Origin of the sequence: Mycolicibacter sinensis (assembly GCF_001667375.1) — a bacterium.
Taxonomy (GTDB): Bacteria; Actinomycetota; Actinomycetes; order Mycobacteriales; family Mycobacteriaceae; genus Mycobacterium; species Mycobacterium sinense_A.
Map to the genome: position 1 here is coordinate 1 of NZ_LZIN01000015.1, position 19330 is coordinate 19330.

Consider the following 19330-nt stretch of genomic DNA (forward strand, 5'->3'; position numbering starts at 1 on the left):
TGGGTTATTTTTTTAACTACCCCCGGCGCGGGGGCGGGCCCCGTCGCCGCCGTTGCCGCCCGCGGGGTGCGCCGCGGTGCCGGCGCCGCCGTCGCCGCCGTTGCCTCCCGAGCCGGAATTCCCGCCGGCTCCGCCGTTTCCGCCACCGCCGTTGGCGCCGGCCAGCCCGTGGACGGCCGCCCCGCCGTCGCCGCCCCGGCCACCGGAACCGCCGTCGCCGCCGGCCCCACCCAGCCCGGCATTGCCGCCGTTGCCGCCGAATACCCCGTCGCCGCCGTCTGCGCCGACACCGCCGACGCCGCCCCGGCCACCGTCACCGCCGCGGCCGCCGGCGCCACCATTGCCCGCGATCGCGCCCCCGGCCCCGCCGGCGCCGCCGTCACCGCCGGCGCCCCCGGTCTGACCGGCCTGTCCTGCCTCGCCGTCGGCGCCGCCGGTCATGGTCGGTTCGGCATCGGATCCATCCGCGCCCCCGGCGCCGTTACCGCCGTTCCCGCCGGCGCCGCCGTCGCCGTGATCGCCACCGGCGCCGCCGGCGCCACCGTTGCCTCCGGTCGCGCCGTCCACGCCGGCGTCCATGCCGTTGCCGCCGTCGCCGCCGTTACCGCTGATCCCGTCCACCGCATCGCCGGTCGCCCCGTCGGACCCGGTTGCCCCGAACAGACCGGCGATGCCGCCGCGCCCGCCGATGCCGGCCAGCCCGGCATTGCCGCCGGCGCCGCCCGCCCAGCCATCGAGGTGCCCGTCGGCGCCGTCGGCACCGGTACCACCGTTGCCCCCGGTCCCGGCCGCACCACCGGAACCGCCCCGGCCGCCGATGCCGAACAGCAGCCCACCCGCGCCGCCGCGGCCGCCGGCGCCACCGTTACCACCGTCGGCACCGTCGCCGCCGGCGGCGTTGATTCCCGCCGCGCCGGCCGCCCCGGTGATTCCGGCGCCGCCGACCCCGCCGTCGCCACCCCGGCCCAGCAGCCAGCCACCGGCACCGCCGTCGCCGCCGGCCAAGCCGTCGCTTCCGGCGCCGCCCGCCCCGCCGTTGCCGAACATCCCGGCATCGCCGCCGGTGCCGCCGTCGTACCCGGCACCGCCGTCACCGAGCAGCCAGCCACCGGCGAACCCATCGAGGTGATCGGCGGTACCGGCCGCGCCGTTGCCGATGGCAAAGCTGCCGAGCACCACGTTGACCGCGTCGGCGATTTGCTGGCCGGCAGCGCTGTCGAGCCACTCCGCCACCCCGGCATGCAGCGGGGTGTAGAACCACTGGTCGAACAGGTGACTCAGATCGACGGGGTCGAAGGCGACCGCCGGAGCCGGCTCGGGGGCCAGCAGGTCGAGTAGCCAGTCGGTATCGACGACGTCGGCCCGTACCGGCGGGACGGCTGCCGGGGACATGCCGAATGCCAGCACGGTGCCGACGGCAGTGACCGCGGCCCGGCCGCCGCGATGCTTGGCGATCACGTCGCCCCCAATCTCCCGCCTTTGGGGACAGATCAGTGAACCCTCAGATCACGTTAAGCTAACGCTTCGGAGGGGGGCCGTCAAAGAAGCCCCGTTCAGGACGTGAGCGCCTGGCGGATGTCAACCCCTTTGGCCAGCACCAGCAGCACCAGCGTGCACAGCGCGTCGTCGGTCAAGCCCGAGCCGGGAAAGTTGTAGCGCAGCAACACATCTGCGGTCTTGGTGGTGCCCTTCTCGACCACCGTGACGGTCCCGAATTGGCTGAGCCGCGCCTGCTCGGCCGCCCGCTCGCGAAGTTTCTTGGTCAGCGCCAGATCCCAGCCCAAGATCTGGGTCAGTGACACCAGCTCAAGCTCGTCGGTGATCGGCACCACCCGCAAGGAGGCCAGGGTGCCCTCGTGGTGGATGGTCAACGCGCCGTCGGGCTCGGCGTCGGTGGTCAGCACGGTGGCCAGCACCGTGGCGAGGCGGTCGGCCAGCCCTGTCATCACGCCGTCCCGAATCGGCGCTGGCGTGAGGCGTACTGTTCGCACGCCTCCCACAAGTCGCGGCGGTCGTAGTCCGGCCACAGTTTCTCTTGGAAGATGTACTCCGCGTAGGCGGCCTGCCACAGCATGAAGTTGGACAACCGCTGCTCCCCGGAGGTGCGGATCAACAGGTCGACATCGGGCATGTCCGGCCGGTGCAGATGCCGGGCGACGGTGGCCTCGGTGATCCGGTTCGGCTTGAGCTTGCCCGCAACGGCTTCGGCGGCGATCGCCTGCGCGGCTTCGGCGATCTCGGTGCGCCCCCCGTAGTTGACGCAGTAGTTGATGGTGATGACGTCGTTGCCGACGGTCATGTCCTCGGCGATCTCGAATTCCTTGATGACGCTGCGCCACATCTTCGGCCGCGAACCAACCCAGCGCATCCGCACCCCCATCGCGTTGAGGTTCTCCCGGCGGCGGCGCACCACCTCACGGTTGAACCCCATCAGGAAGCGCACCTCCTCGGTGGAGCGCTTCCAGTTTTCCGTGGAGAACGCATACACCGTCAGCCATTTGACGCCGAGTTCGATTGCGCCGCAGGTGATGTCGATCAGCACCGCCTCGCCCATCTTGTGCCCCTCGGTGCGGCTCAGCCCGCGTTGAGTGGCCCAGCGGCCGTTGCCGTCCATCACCACCGCGACGTGGTTGGGCAGCGCCTCGGCCGGGATCTGCGGGGCCACCGCCTTGGAGGTGTGCTGCGGCGGACGGCACGGTCCACCTCCCGGCGGCACCGGCAACGCCGGAAAGACCACCGGCCAGGTGGACTTGTCCGGGAACACCGGATAGTCGTCGGGGGCCGCGGGAAGCTGCGGGAACGCAGCCTTGCGCCCAGCCCGATTCAACACCATCTGCCCTATCCTGCCCGACCGGTACCGCGCCGCCCGCGGCGATCACGTATCCGCCGCGGCGGCTTACCTGTCAGCGCGACGATCAGGAATCGGCACTGAGGTCCATCGCGACGAAGTCCAGCCGCCACAGCGACTGGAACAGCCTGCGCCCGAACTTCTCCAGGTCCGCCGCGCTCGCCCGCACCGAACCGCCGGCCTGCGCCAGGTTCGCCGCGATCTCCCGGATGCTGCGGCGGCCGTCGATGCTCTGGACGAACGGCAGCTGGGTGGCGTTGAGCGGCATCCGCCAGCCCGGCCGGAAGATCTCGTTGCCGTTGAGGCCGCACTTGAAGCGGTACAGCGGCACGTAGTCGAGGCTATCGGCCGTGGAGAAGTCGATCACGTAGCTGTTCTTGGGACGCTCGGGACGGGTGGCAATGAAGAAGTGCCGCGCGTTGAGGGTGTGGATGCGCTCCATCACCGACCAGATCTTGGCTTCCGGCAGCGCGTTCACCTTCTCGTAGAAGCCACCGCCCGGCGCGGCCACATCGTGGGCATAGTACGGCGCCTTGAGCAGCCAGCCCTGGAAGTCGAGCCCGGCCGAATTGGCCAGGTCGATGCAGCCGTCGACGTCGTAGCTCTTGGCCCGGCCGTGCAGGAAGGTGTCCACCAGACCCGAGTCGGAGGCCAGGTCGCCGGCGATCTTGAGGTACGGCTGGACGGGATGGTCCTGCGACAGCATCCGGATGGCCTGGCGAACCGTCTGAATCGACTCGTCGCTCTGTTCCAACCCGAGGTCCTGGAAGACGCCCTCGAGGATCTCGATGCCGATCCGGCCGTAGCGCGCGTAGAGCATGATGCCGGCGACGCCGTCGGGCCGCAGGCAGTCCGCCACCGCCTTCATGCCCACCTTCGGGTCGGCCATGTGGTGCAGCACCCCGGTGGAGACCGCCAGGTCGAAGTCCTGCCCCAGCGTGGACAGCTCCTCGATCGGCAGCTGGTGCAGCTCCAGATTCCACAGTCCGTGCTTGTCCTTGAGGTACTGCTGATGCCCCAGCGACGACTGGCTGATGTCGACGGCCACCACCCGGGCCTTGGGGTTGTTGTAGGCGAAGACCGCCGCTTGGTTGGTGCCGCAGCCCGCGATCAAGATGTCGAGGTCGGGCCGGTAGTCCCGGTCCGGCCACAGCACCCGGTGCGCATGGCTCGGGTCGAACCACTCCCAGTTGCCGGCCGACCACGCCTGCAGGTCGTGGATGGGCGGCGGGTACGTCCACCGCTCGTACTGACGGGAGACGACGTCGGCGCGTGGGTTCTCGGTCACTTCGTTGTGGCTCCTTGTTGCGTAGCCCCCGGCGATCGAGTCAGACTCTAGCGGGGGTCATTCGGGCCGGCGCGACGGGTGCGGCTCACCTCGGAGCGGCATGCCAGACGCGCCGGTTGATTCTGTTTTGCGATCTCAGCGGGCGTGCCCGGGTTGGCCGGGTTGGCCCGGCAGACCGGGCTGGCCGGGCTTTCCACCTGCTCCGGGAGCACCGCCCGCGCCACCGGCACCGCCCGCGCCGGGTTTGCCGCCGACACCCCCGGCACCGCCGTGTCCGCCAGCGCCGCCCTTGCCACCGTCGCCGCCCTTGCCACCCTGGCCGCCCTTGCCGCCTTGGCCACCCTTGCCGCCCTTGCCACCCTGACCACCCTTGCCGGCAGCACCCGGGGCGCCATCAGCACCGTCAGCCCCGTCAGCGCCGTCGGCGCCGTCGGCTCCGTCAGCGCCGGGGCCATGCGCCGGTAGTGGGGCCATGATCCCGAATCCGGGGACGGGTCCGATGCCCGCCTGCGCGACCGGTACGACCACCGGGACCATTCCCGCGACCAGCAGGGCGCCCGCCGCGGCGCCGAGGCCGGCCGCGTAACGCGGCGCAGTGTAGTGCGCCCAGCGCCCCCACCCGGTGTCGTGAATCATTCGGCCTGCCTTCCAAATTGAGCGTTGGAGATCGTGAAGTCGCATCAGCCTACCGCCGACGCGTGGGTAGTCCACCGAAACGGACACAATTGCCAGGTCGGTAGGGGTGGGTCAGCCGTCGCTGCCGGTCGCCTTGGTGTCAGCATCCGCCGCGGCGGCCTGTCCCGCTGCCCGCTGAATCCGTTCCACCAGCGGCAATGTTCGCAGCCGGCGCTCCAGGTGCCACTGCAGATGGGCGGCCACCAATCCGCTGGCGTGGCTGCGGTGCGCCGGTGTCGAAGCCTGTGCAGCCTCCCAGTCCCCGTCGTGCAGCGCCGACATCAGATCCAGCACCCCCAGCGGCGGGGTGGTCGCGCCGGCCGGTCGGCAGTGGCCGCAGACGCTGCCGCCGGCAGCGACGTGAAATGCCCGGTGCGGGCCGGGGGTGGCGCAGCGGGCGCATGCGGTCAGCGCCGGCGCCCAGCCGGCCACCGACATCGCACGGAGTAGATAGGCGTCCAACACCAACTCGCGGGGGCGGTTGCCGTCGGCCACCGCCCGCAGCGCACCGACCGTGAGCCGGTGCAACGCCGTCGCCGGGGCCCGCTCGGCGCCGGCGAGGCGTTCGGCGGTCTCCAGCATCACGCAGGCACAGGTGTAGCGGCCGTAGTCGCTGACGATGTCGGTGGCGAACGCGTCCACCGACACCACCTGGGTGACGATGTCGAGGTTGCGGCCCGGATGCAGCTGCACGTCGATGTGGGCGAACGGCTCCAGCCGGGCGCCGAACTTACTGCGGGTTCGGCGCACTCCCTTGGCCACCGCGCGGACCAGGCCGTGGTCGCGGGTGAGCAAAGTGACGATCCGGTCGGCTTCGCCGAGCTTGTGCTGGCGCAGCACCACCGCCCGGTCCCGGTACAGCCGCATCGCAACAGTTTCGCATCACCGCAGGGACGTTTCGAGGACGGTCACCGGCGTGGCACGCCGGATACTCTCGTCACCGATGACCCACCCGCCCGCGGCGCCCGGCACCCGCTTTCCCACTCTCACCGAGCAGCTCTACCAGCTGGCCAGCGGCGAGGTGACCTCGGTCGGTCTGGTCCGCCGCTGCCTGCACGCCATCGATGACAGCCAGTCCACGCTGAACGCCTTCCGGGTCGTGTTCACCGAGTCGGCGCTGCGCAGTGCCGCCGAAGCCGACCGGCGCCGGGCCGCCGGCCACCGCGCCCCACTGCTGGGCGTCCCGATCGCGGTCAAAGACGACACCGACATCGCGGGCGTGCCAACCTGGTTCGGCACGGCCGGCTACGTCGAACCCGCCGGCAGCGACGCCGAGGTGATGCGGCGGCTCAAAGCCGCCGGCGCGGTGATCGTCGGCAAGACCAACACCTGCGAGCTGGGCCAGTGGCCGTTCACCAGCGGCCCCGGCTTCGGCCACACCCGCAATCCCTGGTCGCGCCGGCACACCCCGGGCGGCTCGTCGGGGGGCAGCGCCGCCGCAGTCGCCGCGGGCCTGGTGGCCGCGGCGATCGGATCCGACACCGCCGGCAGCGTGCGTATCCCCGCCGCATGGACGCATCTGGTGGGCATCAAACCGCAACGCGGCCGCATCTCCACCTGGCCGCTGCCCGAGGCGTTCAACGGCCTCACCGTCAACGGGGTGCTGGCCCGCACCGTGGCGGATGCGGCGCTGGTGCTGGACGCGGCCGCCGGCAACGCCGAAGGCGATCGGCACAAACCGCCGCCGGTCACCGCCTCCGATTACGTGGGAAGCGCACCGGGCCAACTGCGGATCGCGCTGTCGACCCGCTTTCCTTACACCGCGTTCCCGGCGCGGTTGCACCCGGAGATCGGCGCGGCCCTGGAGCAGGTGGCCGGGCGGCTGCGGTTACTGGGGCACGTCGTGCTGCCCGGCAATCCCGACTACGGGGTGCGGCTGTCGTGGAACTTTTTGTCCCGCTCCACCGCGGGGGTGTTGGCCGCGGCGAGCAGCCTCGGCGGCGGGGTCACGCTGGACCCGCGGACGCTGGCCCATATGCGCACCGGCCGGCTGCTGTCGCAGGCCGTACTGCGTAAGGCGCGCGCCCACGAGGCGAAGGACCAGCGCCGGGTGGGGTCGATCTTCCGCATCGTCGATGTGGTGTTGGCGCCGACCACCGCCCAACCTCCGCCGCTCGTGCAGGCCTTCGACGACCTGACCGCCCTGGAGACCGACCGCGCCATCGTCGCGGCCTGCCCGGTGACCTGGCCGTGGAACCTGCTGGGGTGGCCGTCGATCAACGTGCCGGCCGGGTTCACCTCCGCAGGACTGCCGATCGGGGTGCAATTGATGGGACCGGCCCACAGCGACGGTCTGCTGGTGTCGCTGGCCGCGGAGCTGGAGGGCATCAGCGGCTGGGCGGCGCAGCAGCCCACACCGTGGTGGCGCACCGAGCCCGATACCTGCCGGTAACCCACCGAAAAGCCCGTCACCTTTGCCTTCTGCGTCGTATTCGACTCTCCGCTAAGCTGACACGGTCGTTTTGGACTTCGTAAATCACGTAACAGTCCAACAGGGGAAAGGCGTCTGCAATATGGCCACTCTGTCCTTGACCAAGCTCGCTGTCGCAACCGGCGGACTGGCTTTGGCGCTCTCCGCAGGAGCCGGGTTGGCTTCCGCGAGCCCGGACCTCGGCCCGATCATCAACACCACCTGCAGCTACTCGCAGGTGGTGGCTGCCCTCAATGCGGAGAACCCCGCAGCGGCCGCGGAGTTCAACGCGTCCGGCAACGCCAGTGGCATGTTGCAGATGTTCCTGAACTCGCCTCCTGACAAGCGGCAGAAGTACGCCACCATGATCCAGAGCATGCCGGAGGCGCAGCCGTACATCGGCACCATCACCTCGGTCGCCGGTTCCTGCAACAACTACTGAGCGGATCGTCGCCATGGGCCTGCGTGACAAGGTCCTGATCAGCGCCGCCGAGCTCGCTGAGCTGCTGCGGGCCGGTGATCCGGTGACCGTCCTCGACGTCCGCTGGAGCCTGGAGGTTCCCGACGGGCGTCCCGCCTATCTGCAGGGTCACATCCCGGGTGCGGTGTACGTCTCGCTCGAGGACGAGCTGTCCGACCACGAGGTCCCCGGCCGCGGTCGGCATCCGCTGCCGACCGGCCGCAACCTGGAAGCCGCCGCCCGCCGGTGGGGGGTGCGGCGCACCAGGCCGGTGGTGGTCTATGACGACTGGAACCGCGCCGCGTCCGGGCGCCTGTGGTGGCTGCTGACCACGTCCGGCCTGCGCGACGTGCGCATTCTCGACGGGGGCCTGGCGGCTTGGACCGCGGCCGGCGGCGAGCTGGAAACCGGCGACATCAGTCCCGAACCGGGCAACGTCACCGTGTTGCCCGAAGACCTCTACGACGGCGTCCGGCCCACGCTGACCGCCGATGAGGCCGGCTCCGGCGCCGTGACATTGCTCGACGCCCGCGCCCCCGAGCGGTTCCGCGCCGACAACGAACCGGTCGATGCGGCCGCCGGCCACATACCCGGCCCCAAGAACCTGCCGTTCACCGCCCTGCTGGCACCCGACGGAACCTTCCTGCCCGACTATGATCTCGCCCGGCTGCTCTCCGAACGCGGCGTCGGCGCCGACGACGCGGTGGGCGCGTACTGCGGATCGGGAATCAGCGCCACGGTGATCGTGGCGGCGCTGGCCGCAGCCGGCCGGTCGGCCGCGCTGTTCCCGGGGTCGTGGTCGCAGTGGAGTTCGGACCCGTCCCGCCCGGTTGCCCGCGGCGACGACTGAGAACTCCCCTCAGCCCAGGTGGAAATCCGCCGGGTTCGGGCTGCCCAGCATGGCGTCCATCGTCGCGCGGTCGAACGGCCACAGGTCGACCGCGCCGCCCTCGGTCCGGTACCACGAGTTGCAGCCGGTGTTCCAGACCGTCGGGCCCATCGCGGTGGCGACGTCGTCGTTGAACCGCGTGGTCGCCTGTTCGGTGACCTCGACGGTGGTCAGCTCGGCGGCCCGGAACTTCTCCAGCCACTGCGCGATGTAACGCGCGGTCAGTTCCGAGGTGTACTGCAGCGAGATCGATCCGGTGGGTGAGTTCGGGCCCAGCACGGTGAACAGGTTGGGGAACCCCGGGATCGCGGTCATCCGGTAGGCGCGCGGCCCCTTGGCCCACGCGTCGTCGATGTCGATCCGGTCCCGGCCGATCAGCCGCATGGGGCGCATGTAGTTGTGGGCGTGGAATCCGGTCGCCAGCACGATGATGTCGGTGTCGCGGTGGGTGCCGTCGGCGGTGCGGATACCGCGCGGGGTGACTTCGGCGATGCGGTCGGTGATCAGCTCGGCGTTGTCGGCGCGGATCGCCCGGTAGTAGCTTCCGGAGACCACCTGGCGCTTACACAGCGGCTGGTAGTCGGGTTCAAGTTTGGCCTGTAAGGCTTTGTCCCGCACCTGGATCCGCAGGCAGGCCCGGGCATAGGCCTGCACCGCCCGGCGCCGCCACGATTCCCGGGTGGTGACGTCGGTCAGCAGGGCCGACCCGCCCAGCGCCAGCAACCGGTAGAGCGCCCGGTGCATCTTGGGCAGCCGCGCCAGCACCGCAGCCGCCCCCGGAAGCTGCCGCAGCGCCGTGGGCGCCCACAGGATCCACTGCGCCGACCGCACGTAGTGGTCTATCGACGCGGCGTCGGGCTGCAGTGCGGATACCACCTGCACACCGGTCGACCCGGTACCGATCACCGCGACCCGCTTCCCGGCGGTGTCGAGATCGTCGTCCCAGCGGGCGGTGTGCACCACCGGCCCGGCGTAGTCCGCCAGGCCGGGAATGTCGGGGGTGAACGGGTGGTGCAGGACGCCGGTCGCACAGATCACGAAGTCGGCGATCAGCTCCTCACCGGTGGCGATGGTGAGGGTCCAATGCCGGTGCTCGTCCCACCGCGCGGCGGTCACCTCGGTGTCGAGCCGGATCAGCGGCGCCAGTCCGAGCCGATCGACGACGTCGCGGTGGTAGCGCTGGATCGTCGCACCGGTCGCCCAGGTGTCCCGCCAGTCGGGCTTCGGCGCGAACCCGAACTGGTAGGCCTGCGACGGCACGTCGCAGCGCAGTCCCGGATAGTGATTCCAGTACCAGACGCCGCCGACGTCGGAACCCTTCTCCAGCACGGTGATGTCGGTGAAACCGCGCTCACGCAGGACATAAGCGGTGGTGATACCGGCTATGCCCGCGCCGATCACGATGACCCGGGGCTCGCGTGCGGCCACGGCGGCCTGCTAGCTGCGCAGCGCCGACACCGCATCGACCAGCAGCTGGCGGGCCCGGTCGGCGTCGACCATCGCCAGCGGCTGCCCGCGCACCGGCTGCGGGTTCGCGGTGACCTGCACCAGCGCACTGCCGAGGTAGGCGGTGAAGGTGTAGGACTCCCGGGACTGCTGTTGGCCGTCCTTGCCGGTGATCTCGATCTCCGAGTGCGAACCGGTCGTCTGGGCGCGGTCGATGTGTGGGGCGTCGGTCTCGTCCAGGTAGCCCGTGAGCTTGCCGGCCTGGAACGAGACGTGTTTGCAGTTCTCGGCGGCCGCGGAGTCGAACGGCAGGTCCTGGTCGGCTTGCATGGCGATCGCGACGAACTGGTTGCCGTTGCCGACGACCGACACCATCGACATCTTGCCCCGGATGCCCTTGGGCGGCCGACCGCTGCTGGCCGCGTAGTCGGCGCAGTCAGCGGGGTCGAAGATCACGCCGGGGGGCATCTTCTGCGGCCCGAGGATCTTGGGATCGATTTCGTTGGGACCCTTGGTCTGCGTCTTGAAGTCCGAGCCGAACGTCGACTCGACGTTGAACAGCTTGGTGGTATCGAACGGCTTGTGGGATCCCCCGCAACCGGTCAGTGCTTGCGCGCACATGATCAGGGCAACAGAGGAGACGACCAACGACTTGGGTTCCAGCACCCCTGGAATGTACCCAATGGCAGTCTGCGGCGCTGGTTGGCACACCCCTTTCAGAAGCCCAGCCGGCCCAGCTGCTTGGGGTCGCGCTGCCAGTTCTTGGCCACCTTGACCCGCAAGTCGAGAAAAACCTTGGTGCCCAAGAGCTTTTCGATCTGGGCGCGCGCGGCGGTGCCCACCTCGCGCAGCCTGGCGCCGCCTCGGCCGATCACGATCCCCTTCTGACTGTCCCGTTCGACGTAGAGCAGCGCGTACACCTCGATCAGATCGTCACGGTCCTCGCGCCGGCGCACCTCCTCGATCACCACCGCCAGGGAATGCGGCAGTTCGTCGCGCACTCCTTCCAGAGCGGCTTCCCGGATGAACTCGGCCATCAGGGTCTCTTCGGGCTCGTCGGTCAACTCACCGTCGGGGTAGAAGGCCGGGCCGACCGGCAGCGCCGCGGCCAGCACGTCGATCAGGACGTCGACCTGCTCGCCGCTGACCGCCGAGACGGGGATGATCTCGGCCTCGGGGGCCAGTTCGCCGACGGCGACAAGTTGCGCGGCGATTTTGTCGCGGCTGGTCTTGTCGATCTTGGTGACGACGACCACCAGCTTGGTTTTGGGCGCGACCGCCCGGATCTGTTCGACGATCCAACGGTCTCCCGGGCCGATCGCCTCGTCGGCGGGGATGCACAACCCGATGACGTCGACCTCCGAGTAGGTGTCTTTGACCAACTCGTTGAGCCGCTTGCCCAGCAACGTGCGCGGGCGGTGCAGGCCCGGGGTGTCGACCAGGATGATCTGGAAGTCCTCCCGGTGCACGATGCCGCGAATGGTGTGCCGGGTGGTCTGCGGCCGGTTGGAGGTGATCGCCACCTTCTGGCCGACCAGGGCGTTGGTCAAGGTGGACTTGCCGGTATTGGGCCGGCCGACGAAACACACGAAGCCCGAATGGAACTCGGTCACAAGCCGCCTTCCGCCGAGTGTGCGCTTTGGTAAGCCCGCACCGGTGTGTCGCGTACGAAACCGCACACTCGGCGCATCCTCACCGCCGGCTTGGCCGGTTCACTGCTCATTTGCGGTCTCCTCACCGGCGGGTTGCGCCGGGCTGATCAGAACGGTGCTGACCCGCACCCGCCCCCGACTGTCGCGGCTGCCCTCGGCCTGCAGTCGCAGCCCGTGTGAGGTTACCTCGACGCCGGGCAACGGAACCCGGCCCAGCTCCAGCGCCATCAAGCCGCCTACGGTGTCGACATCGAGAGCGGAGTCGAACTGCACCCCGTACAGCTCGCCGACGTCCTCGATGGGCAGCCGAGCAGAAACCCGAAATCTGTTGGCGCCCAATTCCTCCACCGGGGCCACCTCGCCCTGGTCGTACTCGTCGGCGATCTCCCCGACGATTTCCTCCAACACGTCCTCGATGGTGACCAGCCCGGCTATCGCGCCGTACTCGTCGACCAGCAGCGCCATGTGGTAGCGGCCGCGCTGCATGTCGTGCAGCAGCGCGTTGAGCGCCTTGGAGTCCGGCATGAACACCGCCGGGCGCATCACCTGCGCGACCGTGGTGTCCCGCCCGCCGTTCGTCGAGTAATAAGTTTGTTGAACAAGGTCTTTCAGGTAAACGACACCGAGGATGTCGTCGACGTTCTCGCCGACCACCGGGATGCGGGAGTGGCCGCTGCGCACCGCCAGCGAGGTCGCCTGACCCGCGGATTTGCCGCTTTCGATCCACACCATCTCGGTGCGCGGCACCATCACTTCACGGGCCGGGGTGTCGGCGAGTTCGAAGACCGACTGGATCATGCGCCGTTCGTCAGCGGCAACCACTCCGCGCTGCTGGGCCATGTCGACCACCTCGCGCAACTCGACCTCCGAGGAGAACGGCCCGTTGCGGAAGCCGCGCCCCGGCGTCAGCGCGTTGCCCAGCACCACCAGCAGCCGGCTGATCGGGGTGAGCAACACCGAAAGCACGTGCAGCGGAAGCGCGGACGCCAACGCGATCGAATAGGCGTTCTGCCGGCCCAGGGTACGAGGCCCCACGCCGATCACCACGAAGCTGATCACCACCATGACCGCGGCGGCGGCGAACAGTCCCCAGTCCAGCCCGAGCACCGCGTGCAACAGGAACACCAGCAGCGCGGTGGCGGTGATTTCGCAGGTGATGCGCAGCAACACCACCAGGTTGATGTAGCGGGGCCGTTCGGCCATCAGTGTGGACAGCCACACCGCGCCGGGACGTTTCGCCCGGACCAGTTCGTCGACGCGGGCCGGCGAGACGGTGTTCATCGCGGCGTCGATCGCCGCGAACAGTCCACCCAGACCGATCAACGCGATCACGCCGACTAGCAGCGGTGTTCCGGTCACAGTTCGTCGAAGTACCGGGACTTGTCGAGCAGCCTGCGGTCTTTCTCGGTCTGGGTCTCGGCCCGGTAGCTCTCTACCTGATCGGCGACCCATTCCTCGAGCAGCCGGCGCTGCAGGGCGAACATCTCTTTTTCTTCGTCCGGCTCGGCGTGGTCGTAGCCCAGCAGGTGCAGCACGCCGTGCACGGTAAGCAGGGCCAGTTCCTGGCCGAGCGAATGGCCTGCGGCCGCGGCCTGTTCGGCGGCGAACTCCGGGCACAGTGCGATGTCGCCGAGCATCGACGGGCCGGGCTCGGGCGCGTCGGGGCGACCACCGGGCTCCAGCTCGTCCATCGGGAAGCTCATCACGTCGGTGGGCCCGGGCAGGTCCATCCAGCGCACGTGCAGGTCGGCCATCGCGGCGGTGTCCAGCAGCACCATCGACAGCTCGGCGCCAGGGTTGACGTCCATCTTGGCCAGCACGAACTTGGCCACGCTGACCAGCTCGACTTCGGAGATGTCCAAGCCGGATTCGTTGGAGACCTCGATGCTCACCGGCGCGACCTGCCGCCCGACGCGCGCCTGGCCGCCCGGTTCATCGTCAGACCCGGCCCGGTGCTGTCGGCTTCGTGGCGGGAGTAGGCGTCGACGATCTCGGAGACCAGCCGGTGCCGCACGACATCGACGCTGCTCAGCTCGGCGACGCAGATGTCGTCGACGTCGTCGAGGATGTCCACGGCGGCCCGCAGACCCGACCTCGCGCCACCAGGCAGGTCGATCTGGGTGACATCGCCGGTGACCACCATCTTGGAGCCGAACCCCAGCCGGGTCAGGAACATCTTCATCTGCTCGGCGGTGGTGTTCTGCGCCTCGTCGAGGATGATGAAGGCGCTGTTGAGGCTGCGTCCGCGCATGTAGGCCAGCGGCGCCACCTCGATCACCCCGGAGTTCATCAGCTTGGGAATCAGCTCCGGGTCCATCATGTCGTAGAGCGCGTCATAGAGCGGGCGCAGATACGGGTCGATCTTCTCGCTCAGCGTTCCGGGCAGAAACCCAAGGCTCTCACCGGCTTCCACGGCCGGCCGGGTCAAGATGATGCGGGTGACCTGCTTGCTCTGCAGCGCACTGACCGCCTTGGCCATCGCCAGATAGGTCTTTCCGGTGCCGGCCGGACCGATACCGAACACGATGGTGTGGGCGTCGATCGCGTCGACGTAGCGCTTCTGGTTGAGCGTCTTGGGCCGGATCGTCTTACCCCGCCGGGACAGGATGTCCAGGCTGAGCACCTCGGCCGGCGACTCGTTGCCGACACCCACCAGCATGCCGACGCTGTGCCGCACGGCTTCCGGGGTCAGGGCCTGGCCGCGGGCCACGATCGCGACCAGTTCGGAGACCACCCGCTCGGCCAAAGCGACATCGGCCGGCTCGCCGGAGAAGGTGACGGCGTTGCCGCGCACGTGCAGATCGGCGGCGAGCAGGCGTTCCAGCGCGCGCAGGTTCTCGTCGGCGGAACCCAGCAGACCCACGACCAGGTCAGGCGGAATCTCGACGCTGCTGCGAACCTGTGAGGCCGGTCCGGCAGCGGGGGTATCGCGGGGTGTCACGGGGTTTCCGATACCTGCTTTCTTGGTTTTCGCGGGTGATCCGCGGGCCAGACGATTGCTGCGAGTCTACCGTCGGGCACCGCCAGGCGGTGTCGGACAAGCGCCACGGCAGTAACTGGATCGCGGCCATATGCGCGTTTGCCCGGCTATCAGCGACAAACCGCAGTTTCGGTGCGTGGGGCTACGCACTGCCCCAGCGCGGGGTCAGCACCCCCAGCGCGCCCAGCGCGACCGCTGCCGCGGTCGAAGTGCGCAGCACGGCCGGTCCCAGCCGCGCGGCGACGGCCCCGGCGCCGGTGAGCGCCGTCATCTCGGCTTCGGTGATCCCGCCCTCCGGGCCGACCACCACAGCCAGCGCCGGAGCAGCGGCAACGTCGGGCAACCCGGCCGCCGCCGCGTCGTGCAGCACCAGCACCGTCGTGCCTCCGGCGACCTGTTCGGCGACCCACGCCACCAGCGCGGCGGTCCCCCAGACGCCGTCCACCGGCGGCACCCAGGCCCGGCGGGATTGTCCGGCCGCCGCACGGGCCACCGACCGCCAGCGCCGCAGGCCCTTGTCGGCCCTCGCGCCGTCCCAGCGGGCCACGCAGCGCTCGGCCTGCCAGGCCACGAACGCGTCGGCGCCGGCCTCGGTGGCCAGCTCCACCGCCAGCTCGGAGCGTTCGGATTTCGGTAGGGCCTGCACCACGGTGACCGGCGGTGCGGGCGCCTCGACCATCCGGCGCTGCAGCACCCGGACCCGCAACCCGCCGCGATCGGCCTCCTCCACCCGGCATTCGGCGACCGCACCGGCGCCGTCACTCAACGTCAGGTCTTCTCCGGGCCGGATCCGGCGCACCGTCGCGGCGTGAAAGCCGGCATCGCCGCTGACGTCGGCCAGCTCACCCACCTCGGGCAGCGCCTCGACGTAGAACAGGCCGCCCAAGACTCAGCGGCCGCTGAAGGTTTCGCGCAGCCGGCTGAACAGCCCGCCGCTGTGCGGGGCGTTCGCCGAGCGGACCTCGGCGGTCTCGCGTTCCCGGTGCTGCTTGAACGAGCGCAGCAACTCCACGTCGTGGTGGTCCAGATGCTCGGGCACCACTACCTGGATGTGGGCATGCAGGTCGCCGCGCGACCCGGACCGCAGCTGCGGCATGCCGTGGCCGCGCAGCGCGATGACGGCCCCCGGCTGGGTGCCGGCCGGGATGGTGATGTCGGTGGGGCCGTCGAGGATCGCGTCCACCGCCACGGTGGTGCCCAGCGCCGCGTCGACCATCGGCACCGAGATGTGGCAGTGCAGGTCGTCGCCGTCGCGGGCGAAGATCTCGTGCGGCTGTTCGTGCACCTCGACATAAAGGTCACCGGCCGGGCCGCCGCCGGGCCCGACCTCGCCCTGGGCGGCCAGCCGGACCCGCATGCCGTCGCCTACGCCGGCGGGAATCTTCACGCTGATATCGCGGCGGGCCCGCACCCGGCCGTCGCCGCCGCACTGGTGACAGGGATCCGGGATCACCTCACCGACGCCGCGGCAGGTCGGGCACGGTCGCGATGTCATCACCTGGCCGAGCAGCGAGCGCTGCACGCTCTGCACCTCGCCGCGGCCGTGGCAGGTGTCGCAGGCCGTCGGGCGGGAATCGCCGTGGGTGCCGCGGCCCTGGCAGCGATCACAGAGCACGGCGGTGTCGACCGTGACCTGCTTGGTCACCCCGGTCGCGCATTCGCTCAGGTCCAGGCGCATCCGCAGCAGCGAGTCCGACCCCGGCCGGACTCGTCCGACCGGCCCGCGCGAGGCGGCGCCGCCACCGAAGAAGGCTTCGAAGACGTCCCCGAGGCCGCCGAAGCCGCCGCCGAACCCACCGAAGCCGTTGCCGGCGCCACCGCCGTTCTCCAGCGGGTCGCCGCCGAGGTCGACGATGCGGCGCTTCTCCGGGTCGGACAGCACTTCGTAGGCGGCGCTGATCTCCTTGAACTTGTGCTGCGCCGCCTCGTCGGGATTGACGTCGGGATGGTATTTGCGAGCCAGCTTGCGGTATGCGCGCTTGAGCTCCGTGTCGCTGACGCCCTTATCGACGCCGAGCAGTCCGTAATAATCGCGTGCCACGCCTGACCTTTCCCAACTTCTGCCGACCGGAGATCATCGGCTCCCGAGCACCTCACCGATGTACATTGCAACTGCAGCGACGCTGGCGATAGTTCCCGGATAGTCCATCCGGGTGGGGCCCAGCACTCCCATACCGCCGAATACGGTGCCCTGGGAACCGTAAGCGGTGGACACCACCGATGCCCCGGCCATCTCCTCCGCCTCGGTCTCGTGACCGATGCGCACCGTGACTTTACCGGCTTCCTGCTGCACTGCCAGCAGCCGCAGCACCACGACCTGCTCTTCGAGCACCTCCAGCACGGAGCGCAGCGAATCGCCGAAGTCGGCGGCGTTGCGGGTCAGGTTGGCGGTCCCGCCCAGCAGCAGACGCTCCTCGCGGTGCTCGACCAAGGATTCCAGCAGCACCGTCGCCGACCGCCCGACCGCGTTGGCCAGGCCCGGAGAAAGGCCGCTGCGTCCATCGAGGTGCCCGGCGAGCTCGGCGACAGCGGTGGAGGCCGCCGAGATCCGCTTGCCCTCCAAGGCGACGCCGAGCAGCTCCCGCAGCTGGGAAAGCTGGTGCTCGTCGATGGTGTCCCCGAGTTCGACAAGGCGCTGGTCGACCCGGCCGGAGTCGGTGATCACGACCAGCAGCAACCGCGCCGGCGTGAGCGCGATCACCTCGAGGTGGCGCACCGTGGACACCGACAGGGTGGGGTACTGCACCACGGCCACCTGGCGGGTCAGCTGTGCCAGGGTGCGCACCGCGCGGCGCAGCACGTCGTCCAGGTCGACACCGGAGTCCAAGAACGACAGGATCGCCCGGCGCTCCGCGCTCGAGAGCGGTTTGATCTCGTCGATGCGGTCGACGAACTCCCGGTAGCCCTTCTCGGTGGGCACCCGCCCCGAACTGGTATGCGGCTGGGCAATGTAGCCCTCGGCCTCCAGCACGGCCATGTCGTTGCGCACGGTGGCCGAGGACACCCCGAGGTTGTGCCGCTCGACCAGGGCTTTGGACCCGATCGGTTCCTTGGTCGCGACGAAATCCGCGACGATGGCGCGCAGCACCTCGAAGCGACGATCATCAGCCACACTCATAGGCACTAGATTACGTTCTGGGTTATTTCCCGGCGCGAACGTGCGGGTTTGCACGCTGACACGCCGCGATTTCTGTACATCTCCGCACGCTGGCGCAGACGAGAGGATCGGCATGTCCGACTTTCCCTACACCGACCGCTTCACCGTCAATCGCGTGTTACCGGAGCACGGCAGGCCGCGTGAGGAGGTGCTGGCCGAGCTGCGGGAGATGGCACGGGCCGAAGATCTCACCTGGGAGACCGGCAAGGTGTCCGGGACCATGTACTGCGGGGACCATGAGCACTACCGCTTCCTGGACGAGGCGTTCGGGCTGTTCGCCCATGTGAACGTGTTGCAGCGCGACATCTGCCCGTCGGCGACCAAGTTCGAGGGCGAGATCATCGCGATGGCCCTGGACCTGATGCACGCCGACGCCGTCACCGACACCGAACCGGTGGGGATGGTCACCACCGGCGGCACCGGCAGCATCATCCACGCCCTGCTGTCCTACCGCGAGCACGCCGCGGCGCACCGCGGCATCACCCGGCCCAATTTCATCAAGCCCGAGACCGGTCATCCGGCCTTCGACAAGGGCTGTCACCTGTTCGGCATCGAGATGCGCACCGCGCCGATCGATCCGCAGACCACCGAAGTCGACGTCGACTGGGTGGCCGACAACATCGACGAAAACACCATCGCCATCATGGGTTCGGCCTGTAACTACGGCTATGGCACCGTCGACCCGATCCCGGCGCTGGGCGAGCTGGCCTTGTCGCGCGGGGTGGGTTTGCACGTCGACGGCTGCCTGGGCGGGTTCGTGCTGCCCTTCGCCCAGGAGCTCGGTTATGACGTCCCGCTGTTCGATTTCCGGGTGCCCGGGGTCACCAGCATTTCGGCGGACAACCATAAGTACGGCTATGCGTTGAAGGGCGCCTCCACCCTGCTGTTCCGCGACAAGGCCTACCGCAACGCGCAGTACTTCTACCTGCCGGAATGGAGCGGCGGGAAATACCATTCGCCGGGCATCGAGGGCTCACGCTCGGGTGGCCTGATCGCCGCGGCGTGGGCCTCGATGGTGCAGCTGGGCCGGGAGGGCTACCGGTCGTATGCCAAGGCCATCTTGGAGACCGCGTTCACCATGCAGGGCGCGGTGCGCAGCCACCCGGAGCTGACGATCATGGGTTCGCCGACGTTCTGCTTCGCCTTCCGCTCCGACGAGTTCGACATCTACCACGTCGCCGACGCGATGAAGCCCAAGGGCTGGCGGTTCAACGGCCAGCAGTACCCCAACGCCATCCATATGGCGGTCACCCGGCCGCAGACCCAGGCCGGCGTGGCCGAGGCCTTCGCCGCCGACCTGGCCGACGCGGTGGAATACGCCAAGAAGCAGACCGCCGCCGGCCAGGCGCCGATCAGCGCCGCGATCTACGGCGGCGTGCCCGGCGGAATGACCGATGAGGCAGCCCAATTCATCGAGGGCTTCATGGAGCAGATGCTCGACACCCAGCAGTCACTGCCGCCGCTATGACCCGCGCCGAGACGATGCCGAACGGAACGCCGGCGGAGTGATGAGGAAAAGCGGCGC

General features: G+C 69.6%; 19 protein-coding genes. 4 read left to right on the top strand and 15 right to left on the bottom strand.

Features of this window, described 5'->3' with window-relative positions; translation table 11 throughout:
- Window positions 1-12: 12 nt before the first annotated feature.
- The 6 genes from A5771_RS23230 to recO all read right to left on the bottom strand — a co-directional run bounded on the left by A5771_RS23230 (window position 13) and on the right by recO (window position 5678).
- Window positions 13-1458 (bottom strand): PGRS repeat-containing protein, encoded by a 1446-nt coding sequence (locus A5771_RS23230; RefSeq protein WP_064853635.1) that lies wholly within the window; start codon window positions 1456-1458, stop codon window positions 13-15.
- A gap of 95 nt (window positions 1459-1553) precedes the next feature.
- The gene (locus A5771_RS02570; protein WP_064853636.1) at window positions 1554-1946 is read right to left on the bottom strand and encodes a hypothetical protein; all 393 of its coding nucleotides are present in this window, start codon (window positions 1944-1946) and stop codon (window positions 1554-1556) included.
- The gene (locus A5771_RS02575; protein WP_064853637.1) at window positions 1946-2833 is read right to left on the bottom strand and encodes a decaprenyl diphosphate synthase; all 888 of its coding nucleotides are present in this window, start codon (window positions 2831-2833) and stop codon (window positions 1946-1948) included. Before A5771_RS02575 ends, A5771_RS02570 begins: the two co-directional genes overlap by 1 nt.
- Before the next feature lie 82 nt (window positions 2834-2915).
- Window positions 2916-4136: a class I SAM-dependent methyltransferase gene (locus A5771_RS02580; RefSeq protein ID WP_064853638.1), complete on the bottom strand. Its 1221-nt coding sequence runs from the start codon at window positions 4134-4136 to the stop codon at window positions 2916-2918.
- 135 nt (window positions 4137-4271) lie between these two features.
- Entirely contained in the window at window positions 4272-4772 is a 501-nt protein-coding gene (locus tag A5771_RS24250; protein WP_207545374.1) for a hypothetical protein, read from the bottom strand.
- A 111-nt stretch (window positions 4773-4883) separates the two neighbouring features.
- Window positions 4884-5678 (bottom strand): DNA repair protein RecO, encoded by a 795-nt coding sequence (recO, locus tag A5771_RS02590; RefSeq protein WP_064853640.1) that lies wholly within the window; start codon window positions 5676-5678, stop codon window positions 4884-4886.
- Window positions 5679-5754: 76 nt separating this feature from the next.
- On the opposite strand from recO, the gene A5771_RS02595 reads away from it, so the two are divergent.
- The 3 genes from A5771_RS02595 (at window position 5755) to A5771_RS02605 (ending at window position 8531) form a co-directional block, all read left to right on the top strand.
- The gene (locus A5771_RS02595; RefSeq protein WP_064853641.1) at window positions 5755-7203 is read left to right on the top strand and encodes an amidase; all 1449 of its coding nucleotides are present in this window, start codon (window positions 5755-5757) and stop codon (window positions 7201-7203) included.
- Window positions 7204-7324: 121 nt separating this feature from the next.
- Complete coding sequence (locus A5771_RS02600; RefSeq protein WP_064853642.1) at window positions 7325-7663, top strand: hemophore-related protein; 339 nt, start codon at window positions 7325-7327, stop codon at window positions 7661-7663.
- Window positions 7664-7676: 13 nt separating this feature from the next.
- Complete coding sequence (locus A5771_RS02605; protein WP_064853643.1) at window positions 7677-8531, top strand: sulfurtransferase; 855 nt, start codon at window positions 7677-7679, stop codon at window positions 8529-8531.
- A gap of 9 nt (window positions 8532-8540) precedes the next feature.
- Here A5771_RS02605 and A5771_RS02610 read toward each other — a convergent pair whose 3' ends face one another.
- From A5771_RS02610 to hrcA, 9 genes are all read right to left on the bottom strand, one after another.
- Window positions 8541-9998: a flavin-containing monooxygenase gene (locus A5771_RS02610; protein WP_064853644.1), complete on the bottom strand. Its 1458-nt coding sequence runs from the start codon at window positions 9996-9998 to the stop codon at window positions 8541-8543.
- Between the two features lie 9 nt (window positions 9999-10007).
- The gene (locus A5771_RS02615; protein WP_165606125.1) at window positions 10008-10682 is read right to left on the bottom strand and encodes a DUF5642 family protein; all 675 of its coding nucleotides are present in this window, start codon (window positions 10680-10682) and stop codon (window positions 10008-10010) included.
- Window positions 10683-10732: 50 nt separating this feature from the next.
- Window positions 10733-11629, bottom strand: coding sequence for a GTPase Era (gene era, locus A5771_RS02620; protein WP_064853645.1), 897 nt, complete (start codon window positions 11627-11629; stop codon window positions 10733-10735).
- 99 nt (window positions 11630-11728) lie between these two features.
- Window positions 11729-13027 (bottom strand): hemolysin family protein, encoded by a 1299-nt coding sequence (locus tag A5771_RS02625; protein WP_064853646.1) that lies wholly within the window; start codon window positions 13025-13027, stop codon window positions 11729-11731.
- A complete protein-coding gene (ybeY, locus tag A5771_RS02630; protein ID WP_064853647.1) occupies window positions 13024-13560 on the bottom strand; it encodes an rRNA maturation RNase YbeY in 537 nt (178 codons plus the stop codon). Before ybeY ends, A5771_RS02625 begins: the two co-directional genes overlap by 4 nt.
- Window positions 13557-14609 (bottom strand): PhoH family protein, encoded by a 1053-nt coding sequence (locus A5771_RS02635; protein ID WP_064853648.1) that lies wholly within the window; start codon window positions 14607-14609, stop codon window positions 13557-13559. The genes ybeY and A5771_RS02635 overlap by 4 nt, the downstream gene beginning before the upstream one ends.
- Before the next feature lie 181 nt (window positions 14610-14790).
- Complete coding sequence (locus tag A5771_RS02640; protein WP_064853649.1) at window positions 14791-15534, bottom strand: 16S rRNA (uracil(1498)-N(3))-methyltransferase; 744 nt, start codon at window positions 15532-15534, stop codon at window positions 14791-14793.
- Between the two features lie 3 nt (window positions 15535-15537).
- Entirely contained in the window at window positions 15538-16689 is a 1152-nt protein-coding gene (dnaJ, locus tag A5771_RS02645; protein WP_064853650.1) for a molecular chaperone DnaJ, read from the bottom strand.
- A gap of 33 nt (window positions 16690-16722) precedes the next feature.
- Window positions 16723-17766, bottom strand: a complete 1044-nt coding sequence (hrcA, locus tag A5771_RS02650; RefSeq protein ID WP_064853651.1) for a heat-inducible transcriptional repressor HrcA — start codon at window positions 17764-17766, stop codon at window positions 16723-16725.
- Between the two features lie 112 nt (window positions 17767-17878).
- On the opposite strand from hrcA, the gene A5771_RS02655 reads away from it, so the two are divergent.
- Window positions 17879-19273: a pyridoxal phosphate-dependent decarboxylase family protein gene (locus A5771_RS02655; protein WP_064853652.1), complete on the top strand. Its 1395-nt coding sequence runs from the start codon at window positions 17879-17881 to the stop codon at window positions 19271-19273.
- Window positions 19274-19330: the final 57 nt, after the last annotated feature.

Bases quoted from the DNA above. Each gene is read 5' to 3' on its own strand.
- recO (WP_064853640.1), bottom strand. From the start codon at position 5,678: ATGCGGCTGTACCGGGACCGGGCGGTGGTGCTGCGCCAGCACAAGCTC.
- A5771_RS02605 (WP_064853643.1), top strand. From the start codon at position 7,677: ATGGGCCTGCGTGACAAGGTCCTGATCAGCGCCGCCGAGCTCGCTGAG.
- A5771_RS02570 (WP_064853636.1), bottom strand. From the start codon at position 1,946: ATGACAGGGCTGGCCGACCGCCTCGCCACGGTGCTGGCCACCGTGCTG.
- A5771_RS24250 (WP_207545374.1), bottom strand. From the start codon at position 4,772: ATGATTCACGACACCGGGTGGGGGCGCTGGGCGCACTACACTGCGCCG.
- A5771_RS02595 (WP_064853641.1), top strand. From the start codon at position 5,755: ATGACCCACCCGCCCGCGGCGCCCGGCACCCGCTTTCCCACTCTCACC.
- A5771_RS02600 (WP_064853642.1), top strand. From the start codon at position 7,325: ATGGCCACTCTGTCCTTGACCAAGCTCGCTGTCGCAACCGGCGGACTG.
- hrcA (WP_064853651.1), bottom strand. From the start codon at position 17,766: ATGAGTGTGGCTGATGATCGTCGCTTCGAGGTGCTGCGCGCCATCGTC.
- A5771_RS02655 (WP_064853652.1), top strand. From the start codon at position 17,879: ATGTCCGACTTTCCCTACACCGACCGCTTCACCGTCAATCGCGTGTTA.
- A5771_RS02575 (WP_064853637.1), bottom strand. From the start codon at position 2,833: ATGGTGTTGAATCGGGCTGGGCGCAAGGCTGCGTTCCCGCAGCTTCCC.